The following is a 24793-nucleotide window of genomic DNA, read 5'->3' as shown; positions in this document are numbered from 1 at the left end:
AGCGGCCGGAACGGCCGCGGTAGCCGCTGGCGAGCGGTGGGTAGCATGATCCGCCCCGGCGAGTTCTCGAGGAGCGCCCCGATGGCAAGTCGCTCACTGGACGCAATGCGTTCTGCGACCGGGACCGATGCCGGACCCGAGCTTGCTGCTGCGGTGGCAGGCATGCCGTTCGACCGGCTGGTCTGAACCTCAACGCAGCGCTCAACCCGCGCTTCGCCGGCACCGGCCACTTCTCCAACGGGTCCTGCGGGCTTTGCTGTACTGCACGGCCTGATCAGAGGACCCGATCGCCGCCGAAGGATCCAGATCGGCATGAACGCCGACACCAAGCTCATGCGGGCGTCACCGGCGGGCGGGCGTCGCGCCGGCTCAGGGACTGGCGGGCGTCCGGGGCGTACGAGTCGAGAAGCCCGGCGAGAATCTCCACCTGGGCGAAAATGTCGTCGACCTGCGCACGGTGAGCCCGGTTCCGTGACACTTCACCGCGCTTTGCTCGTCTTCAGATACACCGACGCGTCCAGGGTGATACTAGACTGCCGGGCAGCCCGGGGTGGTCCACGTGTACGTCGATCGGGAAGTTACGCGTTCAGCCTCGCATCCGTCCGCACCGAGCAAATATCCCGCTCATCCGCAACTTCGCGGGGCATCTCCAACGTGCACATCTGCCGCGACCCGCGCTGTGCCAGCGAGAACTTGATGTCGACATAGGCGCCGCAACCTCGATGCCGTTACGAGTAGTGGCGACCCGGGCCGTCGTCGCGCCGAATATGCGGCGTCTATTGAAGTAATGGGTGGCCCAAATTAGGTCCGTGGCGGAACCATACGACCGTGGGGCGTAAACGATCGCGGGAGGCGTCCGGATTCGCGGCGAAGCAGCGCTGTGCCGGGGGATAGAGCTGTTAGCGAGTGGCGACCTAAATTGATGCAGCGTTACATCGCATGGGGGTGATCAGCATGATCACGGTAGCGGCCAATCTGCCCCCGATGCGTACGCGCCTGCGCCCGCCTCGGCATCGCGACGAGCGGTAGAAGAGCTCTCGCGCCCGAAGGTTTGCACAGCTCAGCCCCCCGTCGGACCTTAGGTCGGCACACGAGGTCGGACCGCAGGTCGGCATTCCCAGCCGCTGCACGCTGGGGGAGTCTGAGCGCACGGAGTGATGATATCGGATTCGTGAGCCTTGCGGGTTCCGTGGAGGCTCACCTCCCGGCCGTCGGTTGAGAACGCGACTGGATCGGGTGCTCCCGCACGGATTGATCGTTGCAAGCACCGAGCTGCCGCGAGCCGTAGCGGCTCGAATAGTCGGAGGGGACGTTCATGAGCGTCGGAACGATCAACAGCGAAAATCTGCGCCAAGCGATGGTCAATCAGCTGGCAGCCGATCATGCCGACAAGGGCTTGACGCTGCGGCCGGAGGTGGAGGCGGCGATGCGGACGGTACCTCGCGAGCTGTTCACGCTGGGCCTTCCCCTGGAGGAGGCGTACGAGAACAGGGCGGTCATCACGAAGCGGCGCGGTGAGGAGAACATCAGCTCGGTCTCGGCGCCGTTCCTCATCGCGGAGATGCTCGGCCAAGCGGCCGACGCGCTCGGCGGCCTCCGCGGCCGTCACGTGCTGGAGATCGGTAGCGGCGGCTACAACGCCTCGCTGCTGTGGGAACTCGTCGGCGCGGCCGGTTCCGTGACCACGGTGGACATCGATCCTGAGGTTACCGACCGGGCAGTCGACTGCCTCAAGGCGGCAGGTTACGACGACGTCAAGGTCGTGTGCGCCGACGCCGAACATCCTGTAGAGCCTGGCCGCCGGTACGACCTGATCATCGTCACCGCTGGAGCGTGGGACATCCCGCCGGCATGGCGCGAGCAGCTCACCGACGACGGTGTCCTGGTGGTGCCGCTGCGCACGTTCGGGATGACTCGATCGTGGGCGCTGCGTCGTGCCGGTGTCGGCCTGGTCAGCGTGAGTGAGCGGCAGTGCGGGTTCGTGCCGGTGCAGGGCGACGGGGCGTACGACGTGCAGTACGTGGACGTGGCCGACGGGGTCCACCTGCGGCTCGATGAGGGCCAGCAGATTCCCTCTCAGGGCCTCGACGGCCTGCTCGAGACGCCCCGGCAGGAGGCATGGGCCGGAGTAAGCCTGCCGCCTCCCACCGTGCTGGCGGACTTGGACCTGTGGCTTGCGACTCGCCTCGCCGCCGCGGGACAGGAGTTCGTGGTGCTGACCGCACAGGACGCGGCCATCTCGTCCGGTGTCGTCGCGCCGTCGTGGCGGTTCGGGACCCCTGCTGTCCTGCACGACGACGGCACGTTCGCCTACCGGTCGGAGCTGCGGTGGACCGGCGACGCGTTCGATTTGGGCGCGTACGCCCACGGCCCTGACACCTCCGCGGCGGCCGCTGCAGCGGGGCGAATGGTTGCGCACATGCGGGCTTGGGTGAGCGCTGGCTGTCCCGCGCCGGCGCTGCGCGTTCTGCCCGCGCAGACCCCCGACGGCGACTTGCCGGCCGGGACGGCCGTGGACAAGCGGCACAGTCGCATCGTCCTGGCCTTCATCACTGAGGGAAGGAAGTCCTGATGGAGTTCGACGAGTATGAGGTCGGCCCGGAGCGCGATGATGGTGAGCTCAACCTCCGGTTGGTCGACGCTGGCCCGGCGTTGAGCGCGTACGCGACTGCCACGGACGACGGCTGCGGGTCGGGCAACACCGGCTCGAGCGCCTGCTCCGGCGGCGGCAAGTAACAGCGGCGCCGCGCGGTGGGGTCCGACCTCACGAGGTTGGGCCCCACCCTCACATCCCCCCCTTTGCCCCGCCGGTTTCCAGGAGCGCGCGATGTTCCAAGCGACGGGTGCAGCCCTGATCAGGGCGGCGTCCTACCCTTCCGATCTGACGCTGCCGACGTGGCCCGACCTGGCCGTCGGGCAGCCAGAGCAATGGCGGGAATGGCTACTGCAGGCCTGGGCGCTGCCAGGGTTCGCCGCTGCCGTTACCCACGCGGCGCCACCGCTGGCCAACCAGGTCGCCCGCGTACTCGCCGACCATGCCGTGACCGGGCCGAGACTGCGCCGCGTGGTGGAGGCGACGCTCCGGTACCTCCTGAGGTGGACGACGCGCGCGACGCCGTTCGGTCGATTCGCCGGAGTCGCTCCCGTGCAGCTTGGCCCGCGCGCGGCAGTCCGCTGGGGTGCCGAGCACCGGGAGGTGAGGTGCCCCGATGGCCGGTTCATCGCCGAGCACACAGCCCAGGTGGAACGGAACCTGCACGTGCTCCGCTCGGTCAGGGTCGTCACGAATCCGATCGGGTATCCGCGCGGCGGTACGTGGGTGGTGCCCTGCGGCCACAGCGACGGTGACCGGATCAGCGACGTGGAAATCGACCTCACCAACCCGGTACGACTGGCGGTGCAGCTCGCCAGCTCACCAATCGCGTTCGTCGACTTGACGGCCCGGATGGTTGAGCGGACCACCGCGAACCTGCCGGACGGCGCCGAGCGGCTCCTTGCCGCACTCGTGGCCGCAGGCGTCCTCGTGTCCGAGGTCCGCCCACCAATTACGGTGACCGATCCAGTCGCCTACCTCAGTCAGCGCATCGACCTGCCTGACCCTGGCGAGCGTGTCCAGGTTGACCTGCGCGTCGATTGCTCTGTAACGCTGCCACCGGCCGTGGTCCGCGAGGCGTGCGAGGCCGCCGCAGTACTTGTCAGCGTGGCACCGCGCCTACAGGGCTGGGCTGCCTACCACTCCGCGTTCATCGAACGCTGGGGACCAGGCGCGGCCGTACCGCTGCGCGACGTCCTACGCGTCCTGGGCTTCCCCGCCGGCTACCGCGGCTCACCCCGCCGCGACCCGGCGGGGCTGACTGCGCGCGATGTCCTCCTGGCGGAACTCGCCCAGCGCGCGGCCCTGCAGGACTGCGTTGAGGTGGTGCTCGACGCCGAACTGATCGACCAGTTGCGCGGTGACGACGACCGGCCTCCGGTCCCGCACACCGAACTTCAGTTCACACTCGCCGCAGCTACGCTCCGGGACCTCGACCGAGGCGACTTCACGCTCACGATTGTCAGCGGCGCTCGCCACGCAGGCGCCGCAGCGGGCCGGTTTCTACACCTTTTCACCCCGTCCGAACTCGCGGTGTTCTCGGACGTCTACACCCACCTGCCGACGGCGCTGCCGGGCGCGGACGCCGTACAGCTATCCGGTCCTCCACTGGGCAGCCGGCTGGCCGCTCTCGCCCGTGCCCCGGAGCTGCTGCCCGTCCTGCCGGTCGGCGACTTCCACCCCGGCCCGCGGTGGACGCTCGCGGACCTGGCCGTCGCAGGTGACGGTCAGCGGCTTTGGCTCGTGTCGCGTACGACAGGCCGGCCGGTCGAGCCCATGCTGCTCAACTGCCTGCTGTTACCGACGCTCCAGCAGCCGCTCATCCGGTTCCTGACGGAGATCCCCATCGCGTGGACGGCACCGTGCGTCCCGTTCGATTGGGGCCGCTGCCACGGCCTGCCGTTCCTGCCACGTGTACGGCGAGGCCGGTCGATCCTGCACCCGGCCCGCTGGATCACCACCGCAGCGGCACTACCCGGGCGTAGTGCGACGTGGCGCCAGTGGTGGGCGGCCTGGCAGCGGCACCGCGAACAGCACCGGCTACCCGCAGACGTACTCCTTGGCAGCGGTGACACACGGCTACGCCTCGACCTGGACGACACCGCCCACCTGGCGCTGCTACGTAGCCACCTCGACCGGCACAGACACGCCACACTCACCGAGGCGCCGGGACGGGCCGGCTGGATTGACGGCAGACCCGCCGAACTCCTACTCACCCTGACCCGCACCCCGCCGCACGACGACCTGCCTCCTCGACCGGCGCGGCCCGCCAGCACCGTCCAGCACCGCCCCGGCCAATCGCTCTGGCTGGATGCCCGCCTCACCGGCCGAACCGAGCACATCCTCGCCGACCTGTCGAAACGCCTCAAGGTGTTGCCGGCTGGCTGGTGGTTCCTGCGCTACCCCGATCCAGACCCCCACCTGCGGCTGCGTATCCCACTACGCGCCCCCAACCAGTTCGCCACCGTTGTCCGCGACGTTGCCCGATGGACCGAGCGGCTCGACGAGCAGAGCCTCCTGGCTGACTACAGCCTGGCCACCTACCGACCCGAGACACGCCACGGCAGCGGGCCCACCCTGGCCGCAGCCGAAGCCGTGTTCGCCGCCGACTCCCGCGCCGTCCTCGCGAACCTGACCGGCGACCGGCACGTCACCACCGCCGCCAGCATGATTACCATGGCCCACGGTTTCACGGGCGACGGCCCACGTTGGATGTCCGAGCATGTCCCGCACCGCAGCGGCCCCCGCCTGGACCCCACCCAGCTCAACCAGGCCCGCCGAACCCACCGAGACGACGAACTGACAGCGGCGCTCACCACGGCGCTGACGGCTTACCGGGCACTCGTCGACCGAGACGGCCTCGACCCGGACCAAGTGCTGGCCGACCTGCTCCACCTGCACCACGCCCGCATGATCGGCGTCGACCTCGCCTCCGAACGGCACTGTCTTCGCCTCGCCCGCGCCGCCGCCCACACCACCCTCATCCGCAGCGCGTCATGACCACAGGACAGTCACTCGCCGACGGGGCAGTCGGCCTCGCCCTCTGGCACCTCGAAACCGGCAGGTGGAACGCGGCATACGACGCGCTCCAGCAGGCGACCGCCGACGGCGTTAGCGCCACCGACAACGCGAGCCTCTACTACGGCGTACCCGCGCTCGCATTCGTCCTCGCCGCGTCCGACCATCCCGCGCTTACCCGGGCCCAAGCCGTTGCCGCAGCCGGGACTGCCACGGCGACCCGCCGACGGCTGCAGACCGCACACCGCCGCATCGACCAACGCCAACAGCCCGCGTACGCCGAATTTGACCTCATCCGCGGCCTCACCGGCCTCGGCGTCGTCCTGCGTCGCATCGGGGACCTCGATCTCCTCCGCGAGGTACTGACCTACCTCGTACGACTCACCGAACCCATCGGCGAACTCCCCGGCTGGTGGTGCCGACACGGCCCCAACCGCACCGGGCCAGGACCAGCCGGAGGCCACAGCAACCACGGCATCGCCCACGGCATCACCGGGCCACTGGCACTCCTGGCGCTCACCCTCCGCGATGGCATCGCCGTCGACGAACAAACCCAGGCAATCAACCGCATCTGCCAATGGCTCGACACCTGGCAACGCCACACCAACACCGGCCCATGGTGGCCCCAGACCATCACGCTCGACGACCTCGACCGGGGCTATCCAAGCGAACGCGGACCACTCCGGCCGTCCTGGTGCTACGGCACCCCCGGCATCGCCCGCGCCCAGCAGCTCACCGCGCTTGCCCTCGGCGACACCACACGTCAACGGGTCGCCGAGAGTGTGCTCATCGCTTGCCTGAACGACCCGACCCAGATCGGGCAACTCACCGACCGCAGCCTGTGCCACGGGACCGCCGGACTCCTGACGACCGCACGCCGCATCGCCGCCGACTCCCTCACACCCATACCCCTCGCACGACTGCAGCGTCTCCACCAGCAGGGGCCAGGTGCCGCCAGCGAACCCGCAGGCTTCCTCGACGGGACATCCGGCGCCGCCCTGGCCGCGACCGGAACCACGAAGACCTCGTGGGACGCCTGCCTGCTCCTTTGCTAACCCGCCAACATGATGGGACGGCACTCATGGAACAGAACTCCTGGAAGCAGGTGAACCTCGCCTACCCCGGCCCAGACCCCAGGCAACGGGAGAGGCAAGCCGTCGAACACCTCACCCGCGTGCTACCCGTTGCCGAAGCCGAAGGCCTCATCACCTCGTGGTGGTTCATCCGCAAAGGCCCGTGGCGGATCCGCTACCTCCCCGCCACGCCCACCAACGATCTAGTGCACCTACTCCTCACCGATACCGTCCACTGGACCACCGACATCTACGAACCAGAAACCCATGCCTTCGGTGGATCCGCCAGCATGAGCGCCGCCCACGTCCTGTTCCACCACGACAGTCACCACCTCCTGGACTACCTCAGCGACAACCCCGACGACCGGCGGGAACACGCACTCATCCTGTGCACCGCGCTCATGCGCGCCGCTGGCCTCGACATCAACGAGCAAGGTGATGTCTGGGCCAAGATCGCTGATCAGCGCCGCGCGTTGGCGAGCCCAGCACCCACCCAGGACCTTCGAGCATGGACTGATCTCACCGCCGATGTCCGCCGTCTCCTGCTCGGCTCACCTCGTGCCGGCGGCATCCCCGGCGACTGGCTGAGCTCCTTCGAAGACACCGGGGAGGCACTGCGCACCCTCCGTGATTCGGGCAAGCTCACACGCGGAATCCGCCGAATCATCGCGTTGCACGTCATCTTCCACTCGAACCGCCTCGGAATCAGCGCGAGCACCCAAGCCACCCTCGCCCGCACCGCTAAAGAGGCCATCTTCGACGATACAGAGACGTGATGCTCAGCAGTTGATGGGAGTCGTGCCGAGTGTCCCGCTCACCGTCTTAAACCCTCGATCGGCTCAGGTGATGGCCTACTTTCTGCGACGGGTCCTCGCCTGCCTCGGGCGGAGGATGGTGTCGCTGACCTACTCGACCCGATGCCCGTGCTCGACCTGATCGCCCGTCGAGCTAACGCTTTTCGACGCATCGATCGAGCTGGCCGCCAATTCCGATCGACGCGGGTGATCCTTCTGGGACGCAAGTCAGCTCTCCGCGCCTAGGCACAGGCCGCTGCCGAGGAGGTCTGGCTGGCCAAGCATCTATGGTCGATCTTTCGCGGATGTTTCACTGATCAGGAGGTACTGGGCACGTTCAGTCGGCGGTGCACGGCGTCGCGATCACGGCGCTGGATCAGTTGATCTAGGAACCTCTGGCGGCGGTGGGTTGAGCTCGGGGTTCCGAACTCAATAATCGGGCGATACGGCAACTTTCGCCCAAGCGGAGTGCCTGGTAGTGGTCGAAGTTGGTGAATCTATGCTGTTGAGCAACGGGCTGCGCCCGGTCTTCGGACCGGGCGAGGATCGCAACCTCGCGGCGCCGGCCCTGGGCATCGACGTCAAGGAAGCGCTGCGCCCGGTCTTCGGACCGGGCGAGGATCGCAACCGATCGACCTGGGCGGCGCGGTGCCGGAGCGCGGCGAGCTGCGCCCGGTCTTCGGACCGGGCGAGGATCGCAACCCGGGCCACCCCTGCACCTTCAGCTAGCCCAAGACATGCTGCGCCCGGTCTTCGGACCGGGCGAGGATCGCAACGTGACGAAGCCAGCCGCAGGCGGAGGGATCATCTCCGTGCTGCGCCCGGTCTTCGGACCGGGCGAGGATCGCAACGCGTTGGCGTGCACCGCGGCGAGCGCCAGGCCGTCGCTGCGCCCGGTCTTCGGACCGGGCGAGGATCGCAACCCGCTCCCAGGCGACCGTTCGCGGCATGAGCGCTTGCTGCGCCCGGTCTTCGGACCGGGCGAGGATCGCAACGTGCGCCTGGACATCGAATCCGGCGGGGCGGTGAAGGCTGCGCCCGGTCTTCGGACCGGGCGAGGATCGCAACCAGAAGATCGGCGGCGCGGCCAGCAAGTGGGCCAACTGCTGCGCCCGGTCTTCGGACCGGGCGAGGATCGCAACACCAGGTCGCCGCCGTTGCTGCTGACCGCCATGGCGAGCTGCGCCCGGTCTTCGGACCGGGCGAGGATCGCAACCACGGTCATTGACTCTCCCCTTACGCGACTTCGTACGCTGCGCCCGGTCTTCGGACCGGGCGAGGATCGCAACGTGCGGCTGGTCGGCAAAGAGCGGCTGTCACGCCGCGAGCTGCGCCCGGTCTTCGGACCGGGCGAGGATCGCAACACGGTCTCTCCTAGGGTTGACGTCGTGGTGCGTGGTGCTGCGCCCGGTCTTCGGACCGGGCGAGGATCGCAACCTGGGTCAGGCCACCGACGCGAGCCGGAACGGGCCGCTGCGCCCGGTCTTCGGACCGGGCGAGGATCGCAACGCTCAAGGTTGCGCGGCCTGCTGGGTCGGCATGTGCATGCTGCGCCCGGTCTTCGGACCGGGCGAGGATCGCAACCGTCCCATGGACGGGAAAAGGGCCATACGGCTGACGCGCTGCGCCCGGTCTTCGGACCGGGCGAGGATCGCAACGCCCGGCCGAGGCGCGTCTCGATCTGCGCCGCCTTGCTGCGCCCGGTCTTCGGACCGGGCGAGGATCGCAACTCCTTGGTCCACGCCGAACTGATGTTGACCGTCATCGCTGCGCCCGGTCTTCGGACCGGGCGAGGATCGCAACCTCGAGCGCACCAAGCGCGGCGCGTTCGCCAAGACCATGCTGCGCCCGGTCTTCGGACCGGGCGAGGATCGCAACTCGGCGGCCTTGGTGGTGGTGCGCCCGCGGCGACCCTGCTGCGCCCGGTCTTCGGACCGGGCGAGGATCGCAACTGTTCTCGGGCATGCATGGCCAACGGGCTCATGGTTCGCTGCGCCCGGTTTTCGGACCGGGCGAGGATCGCAACACCCAACCCATCAGGGCGTCGAACCAGCCGCCGAGAGTGCTGCGCCCGGTCTTCGGACCGGGCGAGGATCGCAACGTGGACCAGCTCCCGGAGGGTCGGGAGTCTGCTCTCGCTGCGCCCGGTCTTCGGACCCGGCGAGGATCGCAACGCGGAAGTGGAAGTGCAGTTGCTCGCCGCTGCCGCCAGCTGCGCCCGGTCTTCGGACCGGGCGAGGATCGCAACGATCGTGCTGCCCGGCAACAACCTCATCCCGGTCAGGCTGCGCCCGGTCTTCGGACCGGGCGAGGATCGCAACGCCGGATCGGCGCCGGTGCGCAGCCACGCCGGACCCGAGCTGCGCCCGGTCTTCGGACCGGGCGAGGATCGCAACGTCCGCTGGGGTCAGCAGCTGTTCGAGGGGGTAATCGCTGCGCCCGGTCTTCGGACCGGGCGAGGATCGCAACGTCCGCTGGGGTCAGCAGCTGTTCGAGGGGGTAATCGCTGCGCCCGGTCTTCGGACCGGGCGAGGATCGCAACTGGTACGGCCATTCGTGGCCGGTAGCCGTCGGGTCGACGCTGCGCCCGGTCTTCGGACCGGGCGAGGATCGCAACTTAGCCCTGGTCCAGCTCGGCGGCGAATCCGACTGTGGCTGCGCCCGGTCTTCGGACCGGGCGAGGATCGCAACCCGAACATGTGATCGCCTCCAGCGAGTGGACGGAGGGGCTGCGCCCGGTCTTCGGACCGGGCGAGGATCGCAACTTCCGCAACGCCGCCGACCGGATCCTCCACATGGAGGGAGCTGCGCCCGGTCTTCGGACCGGGCGAGGATCGCAACGCCGTCTGGGGTGAGCGCATCGCCCTCGGCACCGCCGCTGCGCCCAGTCTTCGGACCGGGCGAGGATCGCAACCCCGGACTGGACGAAGAGTTGCCACCGTTCGCCGTCCGGCTGCGCCCGGTCTTCGGACCGGGCGAGGATCGCAACAAGTCGACCGCGCAAAGTTGGCTGGCCGACCTGGCCGCTGCGCCCGGTCTTCGAACCGGGTGAGAATCGCAACGGCGTGGCCGATTTCAGCGAGTTCGGGCCGGTGCGCGCTACGCCCGGTCCTCGGAGCCGGCGAGGACCGCATCTGGACGTTCCCGGCCCTAGCCGGGAGCAGCGGATACAACCGCGGTTCACGCCCAGGGAGGCGGCGCTAGTGGTCATGGGAAGCAGGCGAGCTCTTACTGGACGTTTGCTTCGCCTTCGCGCCTGTAACGGGCGATTTGCGTCTCGGGCCTCGATGGCGCGAGGCGCCCGACCTGACCGGGAAAGGACGCATCTCGGCCGATTGGGCCCTGACCGGAATCAGAGCGTTCCGCCCCGCGATCGTGTCTGATTCACTTTTACCCCGACATCGACGGACATGAAGTCCGTCACGCCCGCGTCCTCGCGCCGTACGCCTGAGTCATGACCGCACGGCGACCCTATCCGTCCGACCTGTCCGACGCCCGATGGGCCCTGATCGCACCCCGCCTGACCGCCTGGCGACAGGCCCGCACCGACGCCGGCGTCAGCGGCCGCACCCCCACCCACGACCTGCGCGAGCTCTTCAACGCGATCCTGTACGTCAACCGCACCGGCATCGCCTGGCGCTACCTGCCCCACGACTTCCCACCCCACGCGACGGTCTACGGCTACTTCGCCGCCTGGAGCAAGGAAGGCATCTTCACCGAACTCAACTACCAGCTCACCGGCCTCGTCCGCGACCACCACGGCCGCACCATCCAACCCACGGCCTCCATCATGGACAGCCAAAGCGTGAAGACCTCCACCAACGTCCCACTGTCCACACAGGGCACCGATGCCGGCAAGAAGATCGTCGGCCGCAAACGCGGCATCATCACCGACACCCTCGGCCTGCTCCTCGCCGTCATCGTCACCGCCGCCAGCGCCAGCGACAACACCATCGGCATGGACCTACTCGACCGGGCCACCGCCGCCCACCCCACCCTGACCAAGACCTGGGTCGACGCCGGATTCAAGAACCGCGTCGTCGAACACGGCGCCGCACTCGGCGTCGACGTCGAAATCGTCACCAAAGACCCGCAGGTCAAAGGCTTCAGCGTGGTCAAACGCCGATGGGTCGTCGAACGCACCATCGGCTGGCTCATGCACCACCGCCGACTCGTCCGCGACTACGAAACCCGACCCGACAACTCCGCCAGCATGATCACCCTCGCCATGATCGACAACCTCGCCAAACGCCTCACCACCGAAACCACCCCAACCTGGCGAGACGACTAAAACCACAACACACGCAAAATACGTGAATCAGACGTCCTCTTAGAAGACCTGCTCGCGTTGCTGGACAGCCCGCAGTTCGTTGTGGGCGGCTCCCGCGCAGCTGTAGGCCCTGCCTCGTTCATGATGCGCCGTGCTCTTCACGGCCTCGGGGCGAGTGGTAGGAGCTACGGAAGGTTTGGACGGGCCATGCGCTTGACCCGCCCACCCCTCGTTCACCGGTCTCTGACAACCCTGTATAGAAGCCCGAGGGCGGTCAGGAATGTAAGGAGCCCAGCCGGAGGTCCTTCCAAGGTGCCGACCATCACGCCGCAGGCCCCACTGATACTGAGAATCAGCGCCCACCGGAGGGGGAGCCGGGGATCCGGCCTCCGATCATGCGGGTCAGAAACGGTGGTCCGAGGTGGTTGGCCTAGGCTCATCTAGTCTCCTCAGTTCTCAATTCTCAGGACGGGAGGCGCGGCGGCCCGCTGCGCGAACAGCGGGCCGCCCCCACTCATCGAGCAGGGGCGGCCAAGGCCAGCGCACGTGCCATCGACACATGCGCGGCAATGGTTACATGGCGTCCTCAAGGGACACAACCCTGAACCTCCCGGCTGCACCTACGTCCGTCTGACCATTACGGTGAAGTAGCGACCCGATGGGCTCGCTATAGTTGTCGGCGGTGGGTCGAGTCGACCACTGATCCCTCCCTTCGAGGGACTGCGGTGTCTGCCGTCTAGGTCGGTGCCGAGGGTCGCAACACCGTGATGGTGTCGGATGTAGGGGCTGACATGGTCAGATCTGGGGGCTGGGCCAGTCCCGGCCCCCGGACTCCCAGACAACTATCTGACAGATTGTGAACTCGGCGTTGACTCCTCCTAGCGCGCATGACTCGATGGGTCGGTGATGGAGTCACTTGGTATGAGCTCCAGGGCTACGTGTGAGAGTTGACGTTCCGCTAAGGGCGCATAGTCCCGCTTCCGGCACCGAGGTGTGGCACTCTCTTGAGGATCATCTGCGTGGCACGGCCATCCTTGCTCGGCGTTTCGCGGCACCCTTTGGCGGCGGCGATCTGGCGTACTGGCTGGGTTTGCTGCATGACTGCGGCAAGGCCAGTGATGCCTGGCAGGAGCGGTTGTCGAAGGTTGCCGCTGGCGGCGGGCGAGTCGGCATCGACCACAAGGCGTTCGGCACTCGAGTCGCGTGGGACCGGGGTCTGGGTCGGTTCGCTGTCGGCATTTTCGGGCACCATGGTGGGCTCCTGGACCAGGGCGACTTCAAGAAAAAGTTGACGGCCGCGTTGAGGGATAACCCGCGGAATGTGGCGTCGGCGGAGGCTGCCCTGTCCCGTCTGCTGCCGGAACTGCCCGATGACCTGAGAGCCGCGCTGCCTGAGCGTTGGCAGCAGGATCCGCTGGTGGGGGAGATGGCGTTGCGGCTGTGCTACAGCGCGCTGGTTGACGCCGATGGGTTGGACACTCACGCGCACCACCATCAGCTCGCCGCTCCGAGGGTGCGCCCGGACGCCGATTTTGGTCACCTGTTCGCCCTGTTCGAACGCCGGCGAACAGAGTCACTCGCGCAGCGTCCGCCGTCGCCGATCGATGGGGTACGGGAGCAGGTCTACGCGGAGTCTCTCGTCGCTGCGGAGCGGCCCACCGGGATGTTCCGGTTGCACGCGCCGACTGGGGTCGGGAAGACCCTCGCCGCGGCTGGCTTCGCGCTGCGTCACGCGCAGCGGCACGCTCTGCGTCGGGTGATCGTCGCGGTGCCGTTTTTGACCATCACGGAGCAGAACGCTGCCGTCTATCGGCAGATGCTCAATGAGGATGGTACGGAGCCTGTGGTGTTGGAGCATCACAGCCAGGTGGATTTCGATGCTCCTACGGCTGGGCGTTGGGCGCGTCAGGCTGCGGAGAACTGGGATGCGCCGTTCGTGGTGACGACGTTTGTGCGTCTGTTCGAGTCCCTCTACGCCCGCAAGCCGTCGGCGATGCGCCGGGTGCATCGGCTGGCGGGGTCGGTGATCGTGCTGGACGAGATTCAGGCGCTGCCGCACGACATGCTCGTACCGATCCTGAACGGCCTGCGTCTGCTGGTGGAGCACTTCGGGACGACGGTCCTGCTGTCGTCGGCTACCCAGCCTGAATTCTGGGCGTTGCAGACCTTCGCGGACCTGGATCGGTTCGAGTTGGTCTCGGAAGTGTCGGTGCTGAACGAGAAGATGCGGCGTGTGTCGTACGAGTGGCGGCTGGACGCAGGTCTGACTTTGGCTGACATCGCTGATGACGCCAGCGTCAGGCTGGCTGCCAGCGGTGACGGTGGCGCGTCGGCGATGGTGGTGGTGAACACGACCGCGGATGCGCGGACGGTGTATGAGCGGTGGCAGGAGGAAGGCTTCGGTGATGTTGCCTGGCACCTGTCGACGCGGATGTGCCCGGCGCATCGGCGGCGGGTGCTGGAGGTGGTGATCCGGCGGTTACGTGCCGGTGAGCGAGTGCTCCTGGCGGCGACGCAACTGGTGGAGGCGGGCGTGGACCTGGACTTTCCGCTTGTGTATCGGGCGATGGCGCCGGCTGATTCGTTGCTGCAGGCCGCCGGTCGGGCCAATCGGGAAGGGCGCTTGGAGTGTGGACGGGTCGTCATCTTCGCTCCGTCGGACGGGGGGCAGCCTGAGGCGTACAAGAAGCTGGTCGGTGTGGCGAAGACCTGCTTCGGGCCCGACGTGGCCGATCCGGACAAGGCGTCGGCGTTGTCGGACTACTACCGTCGGGTCTATGACGCGCTCAATCTGACGGACCCGGATCACGTTGGCCAACGCATCCAGCAGGCCCGTGAGCAGTGGGCGTTCCAGACCGTTTCTGACGGCCCGCTCACCGACGTCCGTAGCGGCCGTCGTGATCACAAACGCGCGTTCCGGCTCATCCGCGACGAGGGCATCTCCGTCGTGACCCCGCAAGGCGCGTCAACGGACGCGGAGTGCGCCACGCTCATTGACCTGATTGAGAAAATCCGCCACGCGCCGGTGCCGGACCTGCACGATCTGCGTCAGCTTCAGCCCTACACCACCACCGTGCACGGCGGTGTTCGCGGCAATCCGGAGGTGAAGGAACGGATGCGGCCGATCATCGGTGATGAGGTGCAGGTGGGTGCATTGGTGGAGTGGATCGGTGGATACGACCAGGCAACTGGCATCACCTTCGACCCGAGTTTCGAGGAGTTCGTGCTGTGACGACGGATGTGATCGACGGGGTGACCCTGCGGCGGAGCCGCGAGGGCGACCTGCCCGTGGTGGTTCAGGTCGCCGGCGAGGCAGCCCTGTTCTCCCGCCCGGAGCTGAAGGTAGAGCGGGTGAGCTACCCGGTCATGACGCCTCCCGCGGCGGTGGGCGTGCTGGAGTCGATCTACTGGAAGCCGGAGTTTCAGTACGAGATCGTCGCGATCGAGGTGCTCCGCCCGATCCGGCAGTTCACGATTCGCCGTAACGAGACCACGGACGTGGCGCCGTTGGCGGAGGCGATCAAGGGCAGCCGTCGGGTGGACACGGTGGCGCATCGCGATCAACGCAATGCCGTGTGCCTGCGGGATGTGGCGTACCGCATCCACGCGCACATGGTGCCGGCTGCGCATGCGGACAAGCCGGCTTCGGCGTACCGGGATCAGTTGCGCCGCCGGGTCCGCCGGGGCGCCTGCTTCCAGCGCCCCTACCTGGGTACGCGGGAGTTCAGCGCGGAGTTCAGTTGGCCGGACGACACGGTCGAGCGTCAGCACGATCTGCATGAGGACATCGGCATCATGCTGCACTCGATTCACCGCGACGGTGGCGGTAGTCCTCGCATGGAGTGGTTCTCCGCCCGGGTGCAGGCCGGGATCTTGTACGTGCCGCAGCGGGGGATGGAACTCGCCCTTCCGGGCGGGGGCGTCTGATGTTGCTGCAGCGGCTCGTCGAGTACGCCGAGTCCAGTGGCGAGGTGACTCCACCGTTCTACGCCAGGAAGCCGGTGCGGTTCCTGCTCTACATCGCCGCTGACGGCACGCCCAACAACGCCGAGCTGGTCGATTTCGCGGATCCCGGGACACCCGGGCAGCGATTCGGGATCGAGCGGTGGATGCCGAATGTCACCCGTACCGTAGGGGTCGCGCCGACGCTGGCCGCCGACACCGTCGAATATGTGCTGGGCTGGGTCGCCGAGGACGGCGGGAGAGCCGACCGGGTGGCCAAGCAACACACCGCGTTCCAGGAGCTGATCCGGGACTGGGCTGCCGCGGAGCCGGATGGCCCAGCTCCCGCCATCGCCGCCTTCTACGCTGGCGGTCACGCACCGAAGGTCGTCACCGATCGGACGTGGAGCCGCGCCGACGTGGTGGCCTTCGTCGTCGACGGGCAGATCGCCACCGAACACGAATCAGCGAAGCGGTACTGGGCGGGCGTCGCCGCCGGGCGTAAGGGCCTCGGCCGGGCAGGCTACTGCCTGGTCTGCGGCCAGGTCCGCGACCTCCTCAAGACGATCCCGCAGCAGATTCCGCGGCGGTGGCTGCCCGGCGCCACCCAGAACGCCTCACTCGTGAGCGTCAACGAGGCATCCCACGGGTACGAGCTGACGAAACTTCTCGCCCACACCCCGATCTGTGTCACGTGCGGTCTGACGTTCATGTCGTCGTTGACGGCGGTGCTGTCCGATGAACGGCACAGCACCGCGCTACCCGGGCAGAACGCCCGTCTGGCCTGGTGGCTGGTCGGCGGCTCCCGCTTCGACCCCATGGCCCCGCTGGACGCCCCGGACCTCGACGACGCCCGCGCCCTGCTCGCCACCCCCCGCGACGGCATCGAACCCGGCGATGATGATCAGTCCACCTTCTGCTCGGTGACCGTCGGCGGCAACGTCGCCCGGGTCGTGATCCGCGACTGGGTGGAGATGCCGCTGCCCCGGGTCAAGGACCACATCCACTCGTGGATCGACGACCACGAGATCGCCGACTGGTCCGGTGAGGTCACCCAGGTCCGGCTGACCCAACTGGTCCGCGCGGCGGGCCGGTGGCAGGTCGGGCGGGGCGGCGCCCCCGGCAGTTGGGTCAAGCTTGGCGCCAGGGGCGAGGACCGCCCGACCGGCCTGCAACACGCACTGCTACGGGCCGCGCTACTACACAACCCGCTGCCGCCGCGACTGCTCACGCACGTGCTCAACCGAATCCGCACCGACGGCCGGGTCGACCCGGCACGCGCGGCCCTGATCCGGCTCGGCCTGCGCCGCCGGCCAGACCGACCCGACGAGTCTGAAAGGCTGACCCCCACATTGAACCTGGACAACAACGACCCCGCCTACTTGTCCGGCAGGGCCTTCGCCGTTCTCGATGACCTCCAGCAGACGGTTTTCCGCGCGGCGAACCAGCCGCTGAACACCACCTTCGCCGAGCGGTACATGGGCCGCGCCATCACCAACCCGAGAGTCGTCCTGGTCAACGGGCAGCGAACCTCGACCGCCTGGCTACGCCGCCTACGCGGACCGCTCCGCAAACCGGGCTGGGCCAAGGCTTACGCCACCCGACTCGACGACATCTTCGCCCAGATCGACACGAGCCGGGACTCGATCCCGAGCACCGCCGTCCTGGCGCAGAAGGCCCAATTCGTTCTCGGCTTCCACCAGCAACGCGCCGCCATGCGCGCCGAGCGCATCGAGGCCGCCGCCAAGAAGAAAAACACCGACCTGCCACCCGCCTCGGACGACCAGCCCACCACCGAAGGAGACGCCGAATGAGCGACACCCACCTCGACCCGGCCCGCCGCCACGACGCTGTGCTCCTGTTCGACGTCACCGACGGCAACCCCAACGGCGACCCCGACGGTGGTAACCAGCCGCGCACCGACGACGAGACCGGCCAGGGACTGGTCACCGACGTCGCCATCAAACGCAAGATCCGCGACACCGTCGCCCTGATGCGCGGCGACGACCCAAAGTTTGGGATCTTCGTCGAGGCCGGCCACGCGCTGAACACCCGCATCGAGGAAGGCCTCAAGGCCAACCCCGGCCGCGCCGACGAGGCACAGCGATGGCTCTGCGAGCACTACTTCGACATCCGCATGTTCGGCGCCGTACTCAGCACCGGCACCACCAAGGGCGGCGCCGGACAAGTGCGCGGGCCGGTGCAGCTCACCTTCGCCCGCAGCGTCGATCCGGTCCTCCCCACCGATCACGCCATCACCCGGGTCACCCAAACCCGCCAGGATGACATCGACAAGGGCGAGCGGACCGAGATGGGCTCGAAATGGACCGTGCCCTACGGCCTCTACCAAGCCCGCATCTTCTACTCAGCCCCCCGCGCCGCGAAGACCGGTGTCACCTCTGATGACCTCGCGGTCTTCTGGCGGGCGCTCACCTTGATGTTCGACCACGACCGCTCCGCCGCCCGGGGCGAGATGAAACTCTGCGGCCTGTACGTCTTCAGCCACCCTGACGCCCTCGGTGTCGCGCCAGCGGCCAGCCTCACCGAACGCGTATCCCTCAGCCGCGCGAACACGGAAAAGCCTGCCCGGCACCACCTGGACTACCAGTTGGCCCTGGCCACCGACAACCTACCCGAGGGTATCGAGTTCACCCCACTGGTGAATCTCTGGCCGTGACCCCGACGACCGATGGCGACGGCACCCTTGCCGAGATCCCGCTCTCCGCACTCGAGCACTACGCCTACTGCCACCGGCAGACCGCGCTCATCCATGTCGAGGGTATCTGGGGTGACAGCGCGCAGACCGTACGCGGCGATCTGAGCCATCGACAGGTGGACCTGCCCGGCCTTACCCGGCGGGCAGGTCTCACCACTATCCGCTCCCTGCCCGTGGGCAGCGCCGTGTACGGCCTCAGAGGCATCTGCGACGTCGTGGAATTCGCGGGCACCACCGCCACCCCAGTGGAATACAAAGTCGGCCGCTACCAGCCAGACGGGCCCGCTGACCTCCAACTCGCCGGTCAGGCACTCTGCCTCCTCGAAGCCGGATTCGACGTGCCCCTCGGATACATCTACTCCGTCGCCGAACGCCGCCGCCACCCGGTCACCATCAGCCCCGACCTCCTGCACCGGGTAGTGCAAGCGGCCGAGGCCATCCGGGGCCTCCTCGCGTCCCAACACCTACCAGCGGCGCGTAACGACACCCGATGCCGCAAGTGCTCACTGCGCGACGACTGCCTACCGGACGTGACCGACGGTCGACAGACCCGACCGGCAGCCGACCTGTTCACCCCAAGGCCGTTGGGACAGTGGCGTGACTGAACTACTCAACACCCTCTACGTGCAAACCCCCGGGACCAGCCTGCACCTCGACGGCGACACCGTCCGCGTCTACCACCCGGAACAGACCGGACGACGCCTGCTGCCCCTTACCCGAGTCGACCACCTGGTGCTCTTCGCCGGCGTGACCATCACCGACGACCTGCTGCTGCGCTGCGCCGACGACGGCCGATCCGTCAGCTGGCTCACCGGCATGGGCCGATTCAGAGCCCGCGTCGCCGGCCCCACCAGCGGCAACCCACTCCTGCGACAAGCCCAGCACCGCGCCGTCGACAACCACGAGCACCGAATCAAGATCGCCACCGCCATGATCGCCGGCAAGATACACAACTCCCGCCAAGTTCTACTCCGCGCCGGCCGCGACACATCCGGTCACCGGCAGACCGCGCTGCGAGCATCCGCAGAACTCATCGCCCAACGACTGGAACTGCTCAAGAGCGCCGAGAACATCGACAGCGTGCTCGGCACCGAAGGCATCGCCGCACGCGACTACTTCGCCGCCCTGCCATACCTCGTCACCGACAAGCAATGGCGCGGCACCGGCCGAACCAAAAGACCACCCACCGACCCCGTCAACTGCCTCCTGTCCTTCCTCTACGGCATGCTCCGAGTCGCCGTGCACGGCGCACTCGAACAAGTCGGCCTCGACCCCTACATCGGATTCCTCCACGCCACCCGCCCCGCCAAGCCGGCACTCGCACTCGACCTGATGGAAGAGTTCCGCCCCCTCCTCGCCGACCGACTCGCCTTCACCCTGCTCAACCGACGAGAACTCTCCACCGACGACTTCGAACTACTCCCCAACGGCGCATACCGGCTCACCGAAACCGGCCGAAAAAACACCCTCAACGCATGGCAGACCGCCCGACGACGAGCCTGGCCACACTCCCAACTCAACCGCGAAATAGAAGGCGCCGTCCTTCCGCTCGTGCAAGCACGCCTGCTCGCCCGGCACCTCCGAGGAGACCTCGCCACCTACCGCCCCTGGACAGTCAACTGACGTGGACATCCTCATCACCTACGACGTGGAAACCATCACCCCAGCGGGCCAGAGGCGGTTGAGGAAAGTCGCCAAAATCTGCGAAGCGTACGGACACCGCGTCCAGAAATCCGTCTTCGAGGTCGTCTGCCGCGACGCCGACAAGGTGAAACTCGTCGCAGCCCTGCAAGATGCCATCGATCCTGCCCGCGACAGCATCCGCATCTATCGCCTCCCAACCAACGCACTCGACAACGTCGAACACCTGGGACTGCCACGACACGTCGACCCCCGCGGCCCGTTCGTGATCTAGGAACCCCCAGTGGCCACCGAACGCCCTTATGTTCCGAACCTCTAAATCCATACAAACAGGCTGTATCAGCCCTTGTCGTTAACACTCAACGAACCACGTACTTGAATATTGGCTGTTCAAGAGCCGCTGCGCCCGGTCTCCGGACCGGGCGAGGATCGCAACCCGACTAAGTCCCATCTGCATGGCGGACTTGATCAGGCTGCGCCCGGTCTCCGGACCGGGCGAGGATCGCAACACCACGACTCGGTCGGGTTGTTCCAGCAGCGTTCCAGGCTGCGCCCGGTCTCCGGACCGGGCGAGGATCGCAACCGTCAGGCCGAATGTCACCGAAGGTGACGACCAAAGGCTGCGCCCGGTCTCCGGACCGGGCGAGGATCGCAACACTTTCCGACGCGTCTGCCGTGGCGTCAAACCCTTGTAGCTGCGCCCGGTCTCCGGACCGGGCGAGGATCGCAACATCCCTGGGGAGTTGCTAACCCCACCTCGGGTTGAGGGGCTGCGCCCGGTCTCCGGACCGGGCGAGGATCGCAACATACCAACGGGCTAGCGCTTCCCGTGAGGGTGCAGCATGCTGCGCCCGGTCTCCGGACCGGGCGAGGATCGCAACGTCGAGGTGACGGCACGTCTCGACGATGAGAAGGTCGCTGCGCCCGGTCTCCGGACCGGGCGAGGATCGCAACTCGCTGGTCTCGGTGGTCAGACCGTCACCGGTGAGGTAGCTGCGCCCGGTCTCCGGACCGGGCGAGGATCGCAACTGGGTAGTCGATGGGTGCCGTGATGCGGGTGATGAGCGCTGCGCCCGGTCTCCGGACCGGGCGAGGATCGCAACATGATCGACATCTAGCGGATAATGTCCGTTATCTGCGCTGCGCCCGGTCTCCGGACCGGGCGAGGATCGCAACTGGCGGGACACCCGACGGGTCACCGCCGAGTTCCGCGCTGCGCCCGGTCTCCGGACCGGGCGAGGATCGCAACTCCCGGGCGCTGGGCAACATCGACACCGCCGACTAGCTGCGCCCGGTCTCCGGACCGGGCGAGGATCGCAACGCGACCACGCCGGGCATGGCCAACCGGGTTACCTGGGCTGCGCCCGGTCTCCGGACCGGGCGAGGATCGCAACCCGTACGTCGTGTTCTGGTCGGTGCCGGGCCTACCAGGCTGCGCCCGGTCTCCGGACCGGGCGAGGATCGCAACTCGGTGGCGACGGCGAAGGGTCAGCAGAACCGGTCGGCGCTGCGCCCGGTCTCCGGACCGGGCGAGGATCGCAACCGGGCCAAGATCTGCACGACGTGGCAGACCGGCACAGCTGCGCCCGGTCTCCGGACCGGGCGAGGATCGCAACTTCCCGTCGGCGGTGATGAGCACCACGTACGGGTCCGCTGCGCCCGGTCTCCGGACCGGGCGAGGATCGCAACCCCATGACCGCCTTGGCCGTCCGGATTACCTCTTGGCTGCGCCCGGTCTCCGGACCGGGCGAGGATCGCAACTCAGTGCATCCCGTGTCGATGTGGATCCCCGGTAGGGCTGCGCCCGGTCTCCGGACCGGGCGAGGATCGCAACATCTACGTCCCAGGTCAGGGCAAGTTTGCGGTACCCGCTGCGCCCGGTCTCCGGACCGGGCGAGGATCGCAACGTGCCGATGCGCCGCGGTGGTGCCCGGGTCCAGGCGGCGCTGCGCCCGGTCTCCGGACCGGGCGAGGATCGCAACGTTTGCGGGCCGGTTCTGTCTCGGCCGAGCTGTACTGCTGCGCCCGGTCTCCGGACCGGGCGAGGATCGCAACCAGCCCTGGGCCTCGTACAACACCTGCTCGTCTTGAAGCTGCGCCCGGTCTCCGGACCGGGCGAGGATCGCAACGTCCACACGCCCGCTGCCGCACCGCCCGCAGGTGGAAGGCTGCGCCCGGTCTCCGGACCGGGCGAGGATCGCAACGGTGTCATGAAGGGTGACACGGCCCTGATCTCGGACGGCTGCGCCCGGTCTCCGGACCGGGCGAGGATCGCAACTTGGCCAGGAGGATTACTCCTGTGGTGACTGTGATCGCTGCGCCCGGTCTCCGGACCGGGCGAGGATCGCAACGCGTTGGTTGCTGCCCTCATCTGCGCCGTAGCCGGCATGCTGCGCCCGGTCTCCGGACCGGGCGAGGATCGCAACTGGAAGCGGACCCCCGGCCAGCCAGCCGAGATTGAGGCTGCGCCCGGTCTCCGGACCGGGCGAGGATCGCAACGTGGCCGGTAGCCGGCGGGTCGACAAGGCTACCTACGAGCTGCGCCCGGTCTCCGGACCGGGCGAGGATCGCAACACCCCGGACGGGGTGACGGCGTCGGTGCAGGCACAAGCTGCGCCCGGTCTCCGGACCGGGCGAGGATCGCAACGCCATGTCGATCTCCTCCGGTCGGCTTGCTTGTTTGCTGCGCCCGGTCTCCGGACCGGGCGAGGATCGCAACCGCCTCAAGTAGGTCGCGGTCATAGGGGGATCACCGTCGCTGCGCCCGGTCTCCGGACCGGGCGAGGATCGCAACGCCGCCGATCTCGATGTGCGCCTCCAGCACCGTCGGCGGCTGCGCCCGGTCTCCGGACCGGGCGAGGATCGCAACGCTGCGGCGAGCACGGCGGCGAGGGTCGCGTCGGTCTTGCTGCGCCCGGTCTCCGGACCGGGCGAGGATCGCAACCTCGGCGAGGCGAGCCATCTCCCGCAGCGCCTGGCCGCTGCGCCCGGTCTCCGGACCGGGCGAGGATCGCAACACGAGCAGGAGGATCGAGAGCAAAAGCCAGCGGCCGGCTGCGCCCGGTCTCCGGACCGGGCGAGGATCGCAACTGCTGGGTGCGGGCGGCGTCGGTGAGCCAGACGGACGCTGCGCCCGGTCTCCGGACCGGGCGAGGATCGCAACTTCACCAGGTTGCAGCGCAAATGCGCAGCCCGGACGTTGCTGCGCCCGGTCTCCGGACCGGGCGAGGATCGCAACCAGGGAAATGAGTAGGCCGCCTAGCTCAATCAGGTAGCGCTGCGCCCGGTCTCCGGACCGGGCGAGGATCGCAACTTGGTCGCTACCGCGGCCATCTCGGATCTCCTCGGGGTGCTGCGCCCGGTCTCCGGACCGGGCGAGGATCGCAACTACACCGTCACCCACCTGCCCACCGAGGCGTCCCTGAGCTGCGCCCGGTCTCCGGACCGGGCGAGGATCGCAACACGCCGCCGCCCGTCGGTCCGTTGACCCGCCTGAGGGTGCTGCGCCCGGTCTCCGGACCGGGCGAGGATCGCAACTCGAACACGGTGCCCGGGTTGACCCAGCTCAACGCGAGCTGCGCCCGGTCTCCGGACCGGGCGAGGATCGCAACAGCGTGATGGAGCAGATCGGCCTCCAGCCGGTCCGCGTGCTGCGCCCGGTCTCCGGACCGGGCGAGGATCGCAACACATCAGCGGGGTTGATGTTGACCACCCCGGGCCGGCTGCGCCCGGTCTCCGGACCGGGCGAGGATCGCAACCCGACGTTGGTCAGCCGCAGGTCGGCGAGGAACCCGCTGCGCCCGGTCTCCGGACCGGGCGAGGATCGCAACGTCGCACCTGACAGCAGGTTGCGGACCTGGCCCGCGCGCTGCGCCCGGTCTCCGGACCGGGCGAGGATCGCAACTGGGGCGAGCGCGTGGCCGTGCTGTCCAATCTGGCGGGCTGCGCCCGGTCTCCGGACCGGGCGAGGATCGCAACTCCGCCATCTGCCGGGCGTGGTCGGCGACCTTGGCGTGCTGCGCCCGGTCTCCGGACCGGGCGAGGATCGCAACGGGGAACCCCTCACCCCGGTTACAAGGACGACGCACGCTGCGCCCGGTCTCCGGACCGGGCGAGGATCGCAACCAGAGTTCAAGCTGCTTCACAGCAACTCCATATCCAACGCTGCGCCCGGTCTCCGGACCGGGCGAGGATCGCAACACAGCCTCGGGGGCATCAACCTCGGCCGGCGGCGGGGGCTGCGCCCGGTCTCCGGACCGGGCGAGGATCGCAACTTCGTCGAGGTGATGCACCACGGTATCCCGTTCGAGGAGCTGCGCCCGGTCTCCGGACCGGGCGAGGATCGCAACCTGTCCGCGATGGCGGCGGTGGCACCGCAGGCCGCCCGCTGCGCCCGGTCTCCGGACGGGCGAGGATCGCAACGCGTACGCCTCCAACTGGGCGCGGACGGCCGGGTCGCTGCGCCCGGTCTCCGGACCGGGCGAGGATCGCGACATTTGAGCGACTCTGTACAGGGCGAAGCCGGACTTGCTGCGCGCGGTCTCCGGACTGGGCCAGGATGGCAACACCGCGACCCGCCGCTGCGCGGTCCGTGGTCACCGCGCTGCGCCCGGTTTCCGGACGGGGCGAGGATCGCAACTTGGGCAAGACCGACAACGACAGCACCATTGAGAGCGCCGAGCCTGGTCTTTGCACTGGGTGAGGATCGCGATAACACAACCAGGACTCCGCCACGTGCACGAAATT

14 protein-coding genes and 2 CRISPR repeat arrays are annotated in these 24793 nt (G+C 68.2%); of the genes, 13 read left to right on the top strand and 1 reads right to left on the bottom strand.

Annotation, left to right across the window (positions count from 1 at the left end):
• Nucleotides 1-331 precede the first annotated feature (331 nt).
• Complete coding sequence (locus OG811_RS00150; RefSeq protein WP_406071173.1) at nt 332-478, bottom strand: hypothetical protein; 147 nt, start codon at nt 476-478, stop codon at nt 332-334.
• A gap of 837 nt (nt 479-1315) precedes the next feature.
• Here OG811_RS00150 and fxlM point away from each other — a divergent pair.
• From fxlM to cas2, 13 genes are all read left to right on the top strand, one after another.
• Complete coding sequence (gene fxlM / locus OG811_RS00145; protein WP_406071171.1) at nt 1316-2572, top strand: methyltransferase, FxLD system; 1257 nt, start codon at nt 1316-1318, stop codon at nt 2570-2572.
• The gene (locus OG811_RS00140) at nt 2572-2736 is read left to right on the top strand and encodes an FxLD family lanthipeptide (protein WP_406071170.1); all 165 of its coding nucleotides are present in this window, start codon (nt 2572-2574) and stop codon (nt 2734-2736) included. The genes fxlM and OG811_RS00140 overlap by 1 nt, the downstream gene beginning before the upstream one ends.
• 91 nt (nt 2737-2827) lie before the next feature.
• On the top strand, nt 2828-5593 hold the full coding sequence (locus OG811_RS00135; protein WP_406071168.1) for a lantibiotic dehydratase: 2766 nt from the start codon (nt 2828-2830) through the stop codon (nt 5591-5593).
• Nucleotides 5590-6666: a lanthionine synthetase C family protein gene (locus OG811_RS00130; RefSeq protein ID WP_406071166.1), complete on the top strand. Its 1077-nt coding sequence runs from the start codon at nt 5590-5592 to the stop codon at nt 6664-6666. The genes OG811_RS00135 and OG811_RS00130 overlap by 4 nt, the downstream gene beginning before the upstream one ends.
• 26 nt (nt 6667-6692) lie before the next feature.
• Nucleotides 6693-7460, top strand: coding sequence for a thiopeptide-type bacteriocin biosynthesis protein (locus OG811_RS00125; RefSeq protein ID WP_406071165.1), 768 nt, complete (start codon nt 6693-6695; stop codon nt 7458-7460).
• A 534-nt stretch (nt 7461-7994) separates the two neighbouring features.
• A CRISPR array of direct repeats spans nt 7995-10613; the repeat unit is 37 nt; unit sequence GCTGCGCCCGGTCTTCGGACCGGGCGAGGATCGCAAC.
• Nucleotides 10614-10932: 319 nt separating this feature from the next.
• Entirely contained in the window at nt 10933-11769 is an 837-nt protein-coding gene (locus OG811_RS00120; RefSeq protein WP_406071164.1) for an IS5 family transposase, read from the top strand.
• A gap of 970 nt (nt 11770-12739) precedes the next feature.
• Nucleotides 12740-14980 carry a CRISPR-associated helicase Cas3' gene (gene cas3 / locus OG811_RS00115; protein WP_406071163.1) on the top strand — a complete coding sequence of 747 codons (2241 nt, stop codon included), beginning with the start codon at nt 12740-12742 and terminating at the stop codon, nt 14978-14980.
• An 8-nt stretch (nt 14981-14988) separates the two neighbouring features.
• The gene (gene cas5c, locus OG811_RS00110; RefSeq protein ID WP_406075422.1) at nt 14989-15675 is read left to right on the top strand and encodes a type I-C CRISPR-associated protein Cas5c; all 687 of its coding nucleotides are present in this window, start codon (nt 14989-14991) and stop codon (nt 15673-15675) included.
• Complete coding sequence (gene cas8c / locus OG811_RS00105; protein WP_406071162.1) at nt 15675-17504, top strand: type I-C CRISPR-associated protein Cas8c/Csd1; 1830 nt, start codon at nt 15675-15677, stop codon at nt 17502-17504. Before cas5c ends, cas8c begins: the two co-directional genes overlap by 1 nt.
• The gene (gene cas7c, locus OG811_RS00100) at nt 17501-18367 is read left to right on the top strand and encodes a type I-C CRISPR-associated protein Cas7/Csd2 (RefSeq protein WP_406071160.1); all 867 of its coding nucleotides are present in this window, start codon (nt 17501-17503) and stop codon (nt 18365-18367) included. The genes cas8c and cas7c overlap by 4 nt, the downstream gene beginning before the upstream one ends.
• The gene (cas4, locus tag OG811_RS00095) at nt 18364-19011 is read left to right on the top strand and encodes a CRISPR-associated protein Cas4 (RefSeq protein ID WP_406071159.1); all 648 of its coding nucleotides are present in this window, start codon (nt 18364-18366) and stop codon (nt 19009-19011) included. The genes cas7c and cas4 overlap by 4 nt, the downstream gene beginning before the upstream one ends.
• Entirely contained in the window at nt 19004-20029 is a 1026-nt protein-coding gene (gene cas1c, locus OG811_RS00090) for a type I-C CRISPR-associated endonuclease Cas1c (RefSeq protein WP_406071157.1), read from the top strand. Before cas4 ends, cas1c begins: the two co-directional genes overlap by 8 nt.
• 1 nt (nt 20030) lies before the next feature.
• Nucleotides 20031-20321, top strand: a complete 291-nt coding sequence (gene cas2 / locus OG811_RS00085) for a CRISPR-associated endonuclease Cas2 (RefSeq protein WP_406071156.1) — start codon at nt 20031-20033, stop codon at nt 20319-20321.
• Between the two features lie 125 nt (nt 20322-20446).
• Nucleotides 20447-24396: direct repeats of the CRISPR family, unit length 37 nt; unit sequence GCTGCGCCCGGTCTCCGGACCGGGCGAGGATCGCAAC.
• Between the last annotated feature and the right edge of the window lie 397 nt (nt 24397-24793).

It is taken from the genome of Micromonospora sp. NBC_01638 (assembly GCF_045209745.1).
GTDB lineage: Bacteria > Actinomycetota > Actinomycetes > Mycobacteriales > Micromonosporaceae > Micromonospora.
This window is presented reverse-complemented; position numbering and strand designations above follow the sequence as displayed.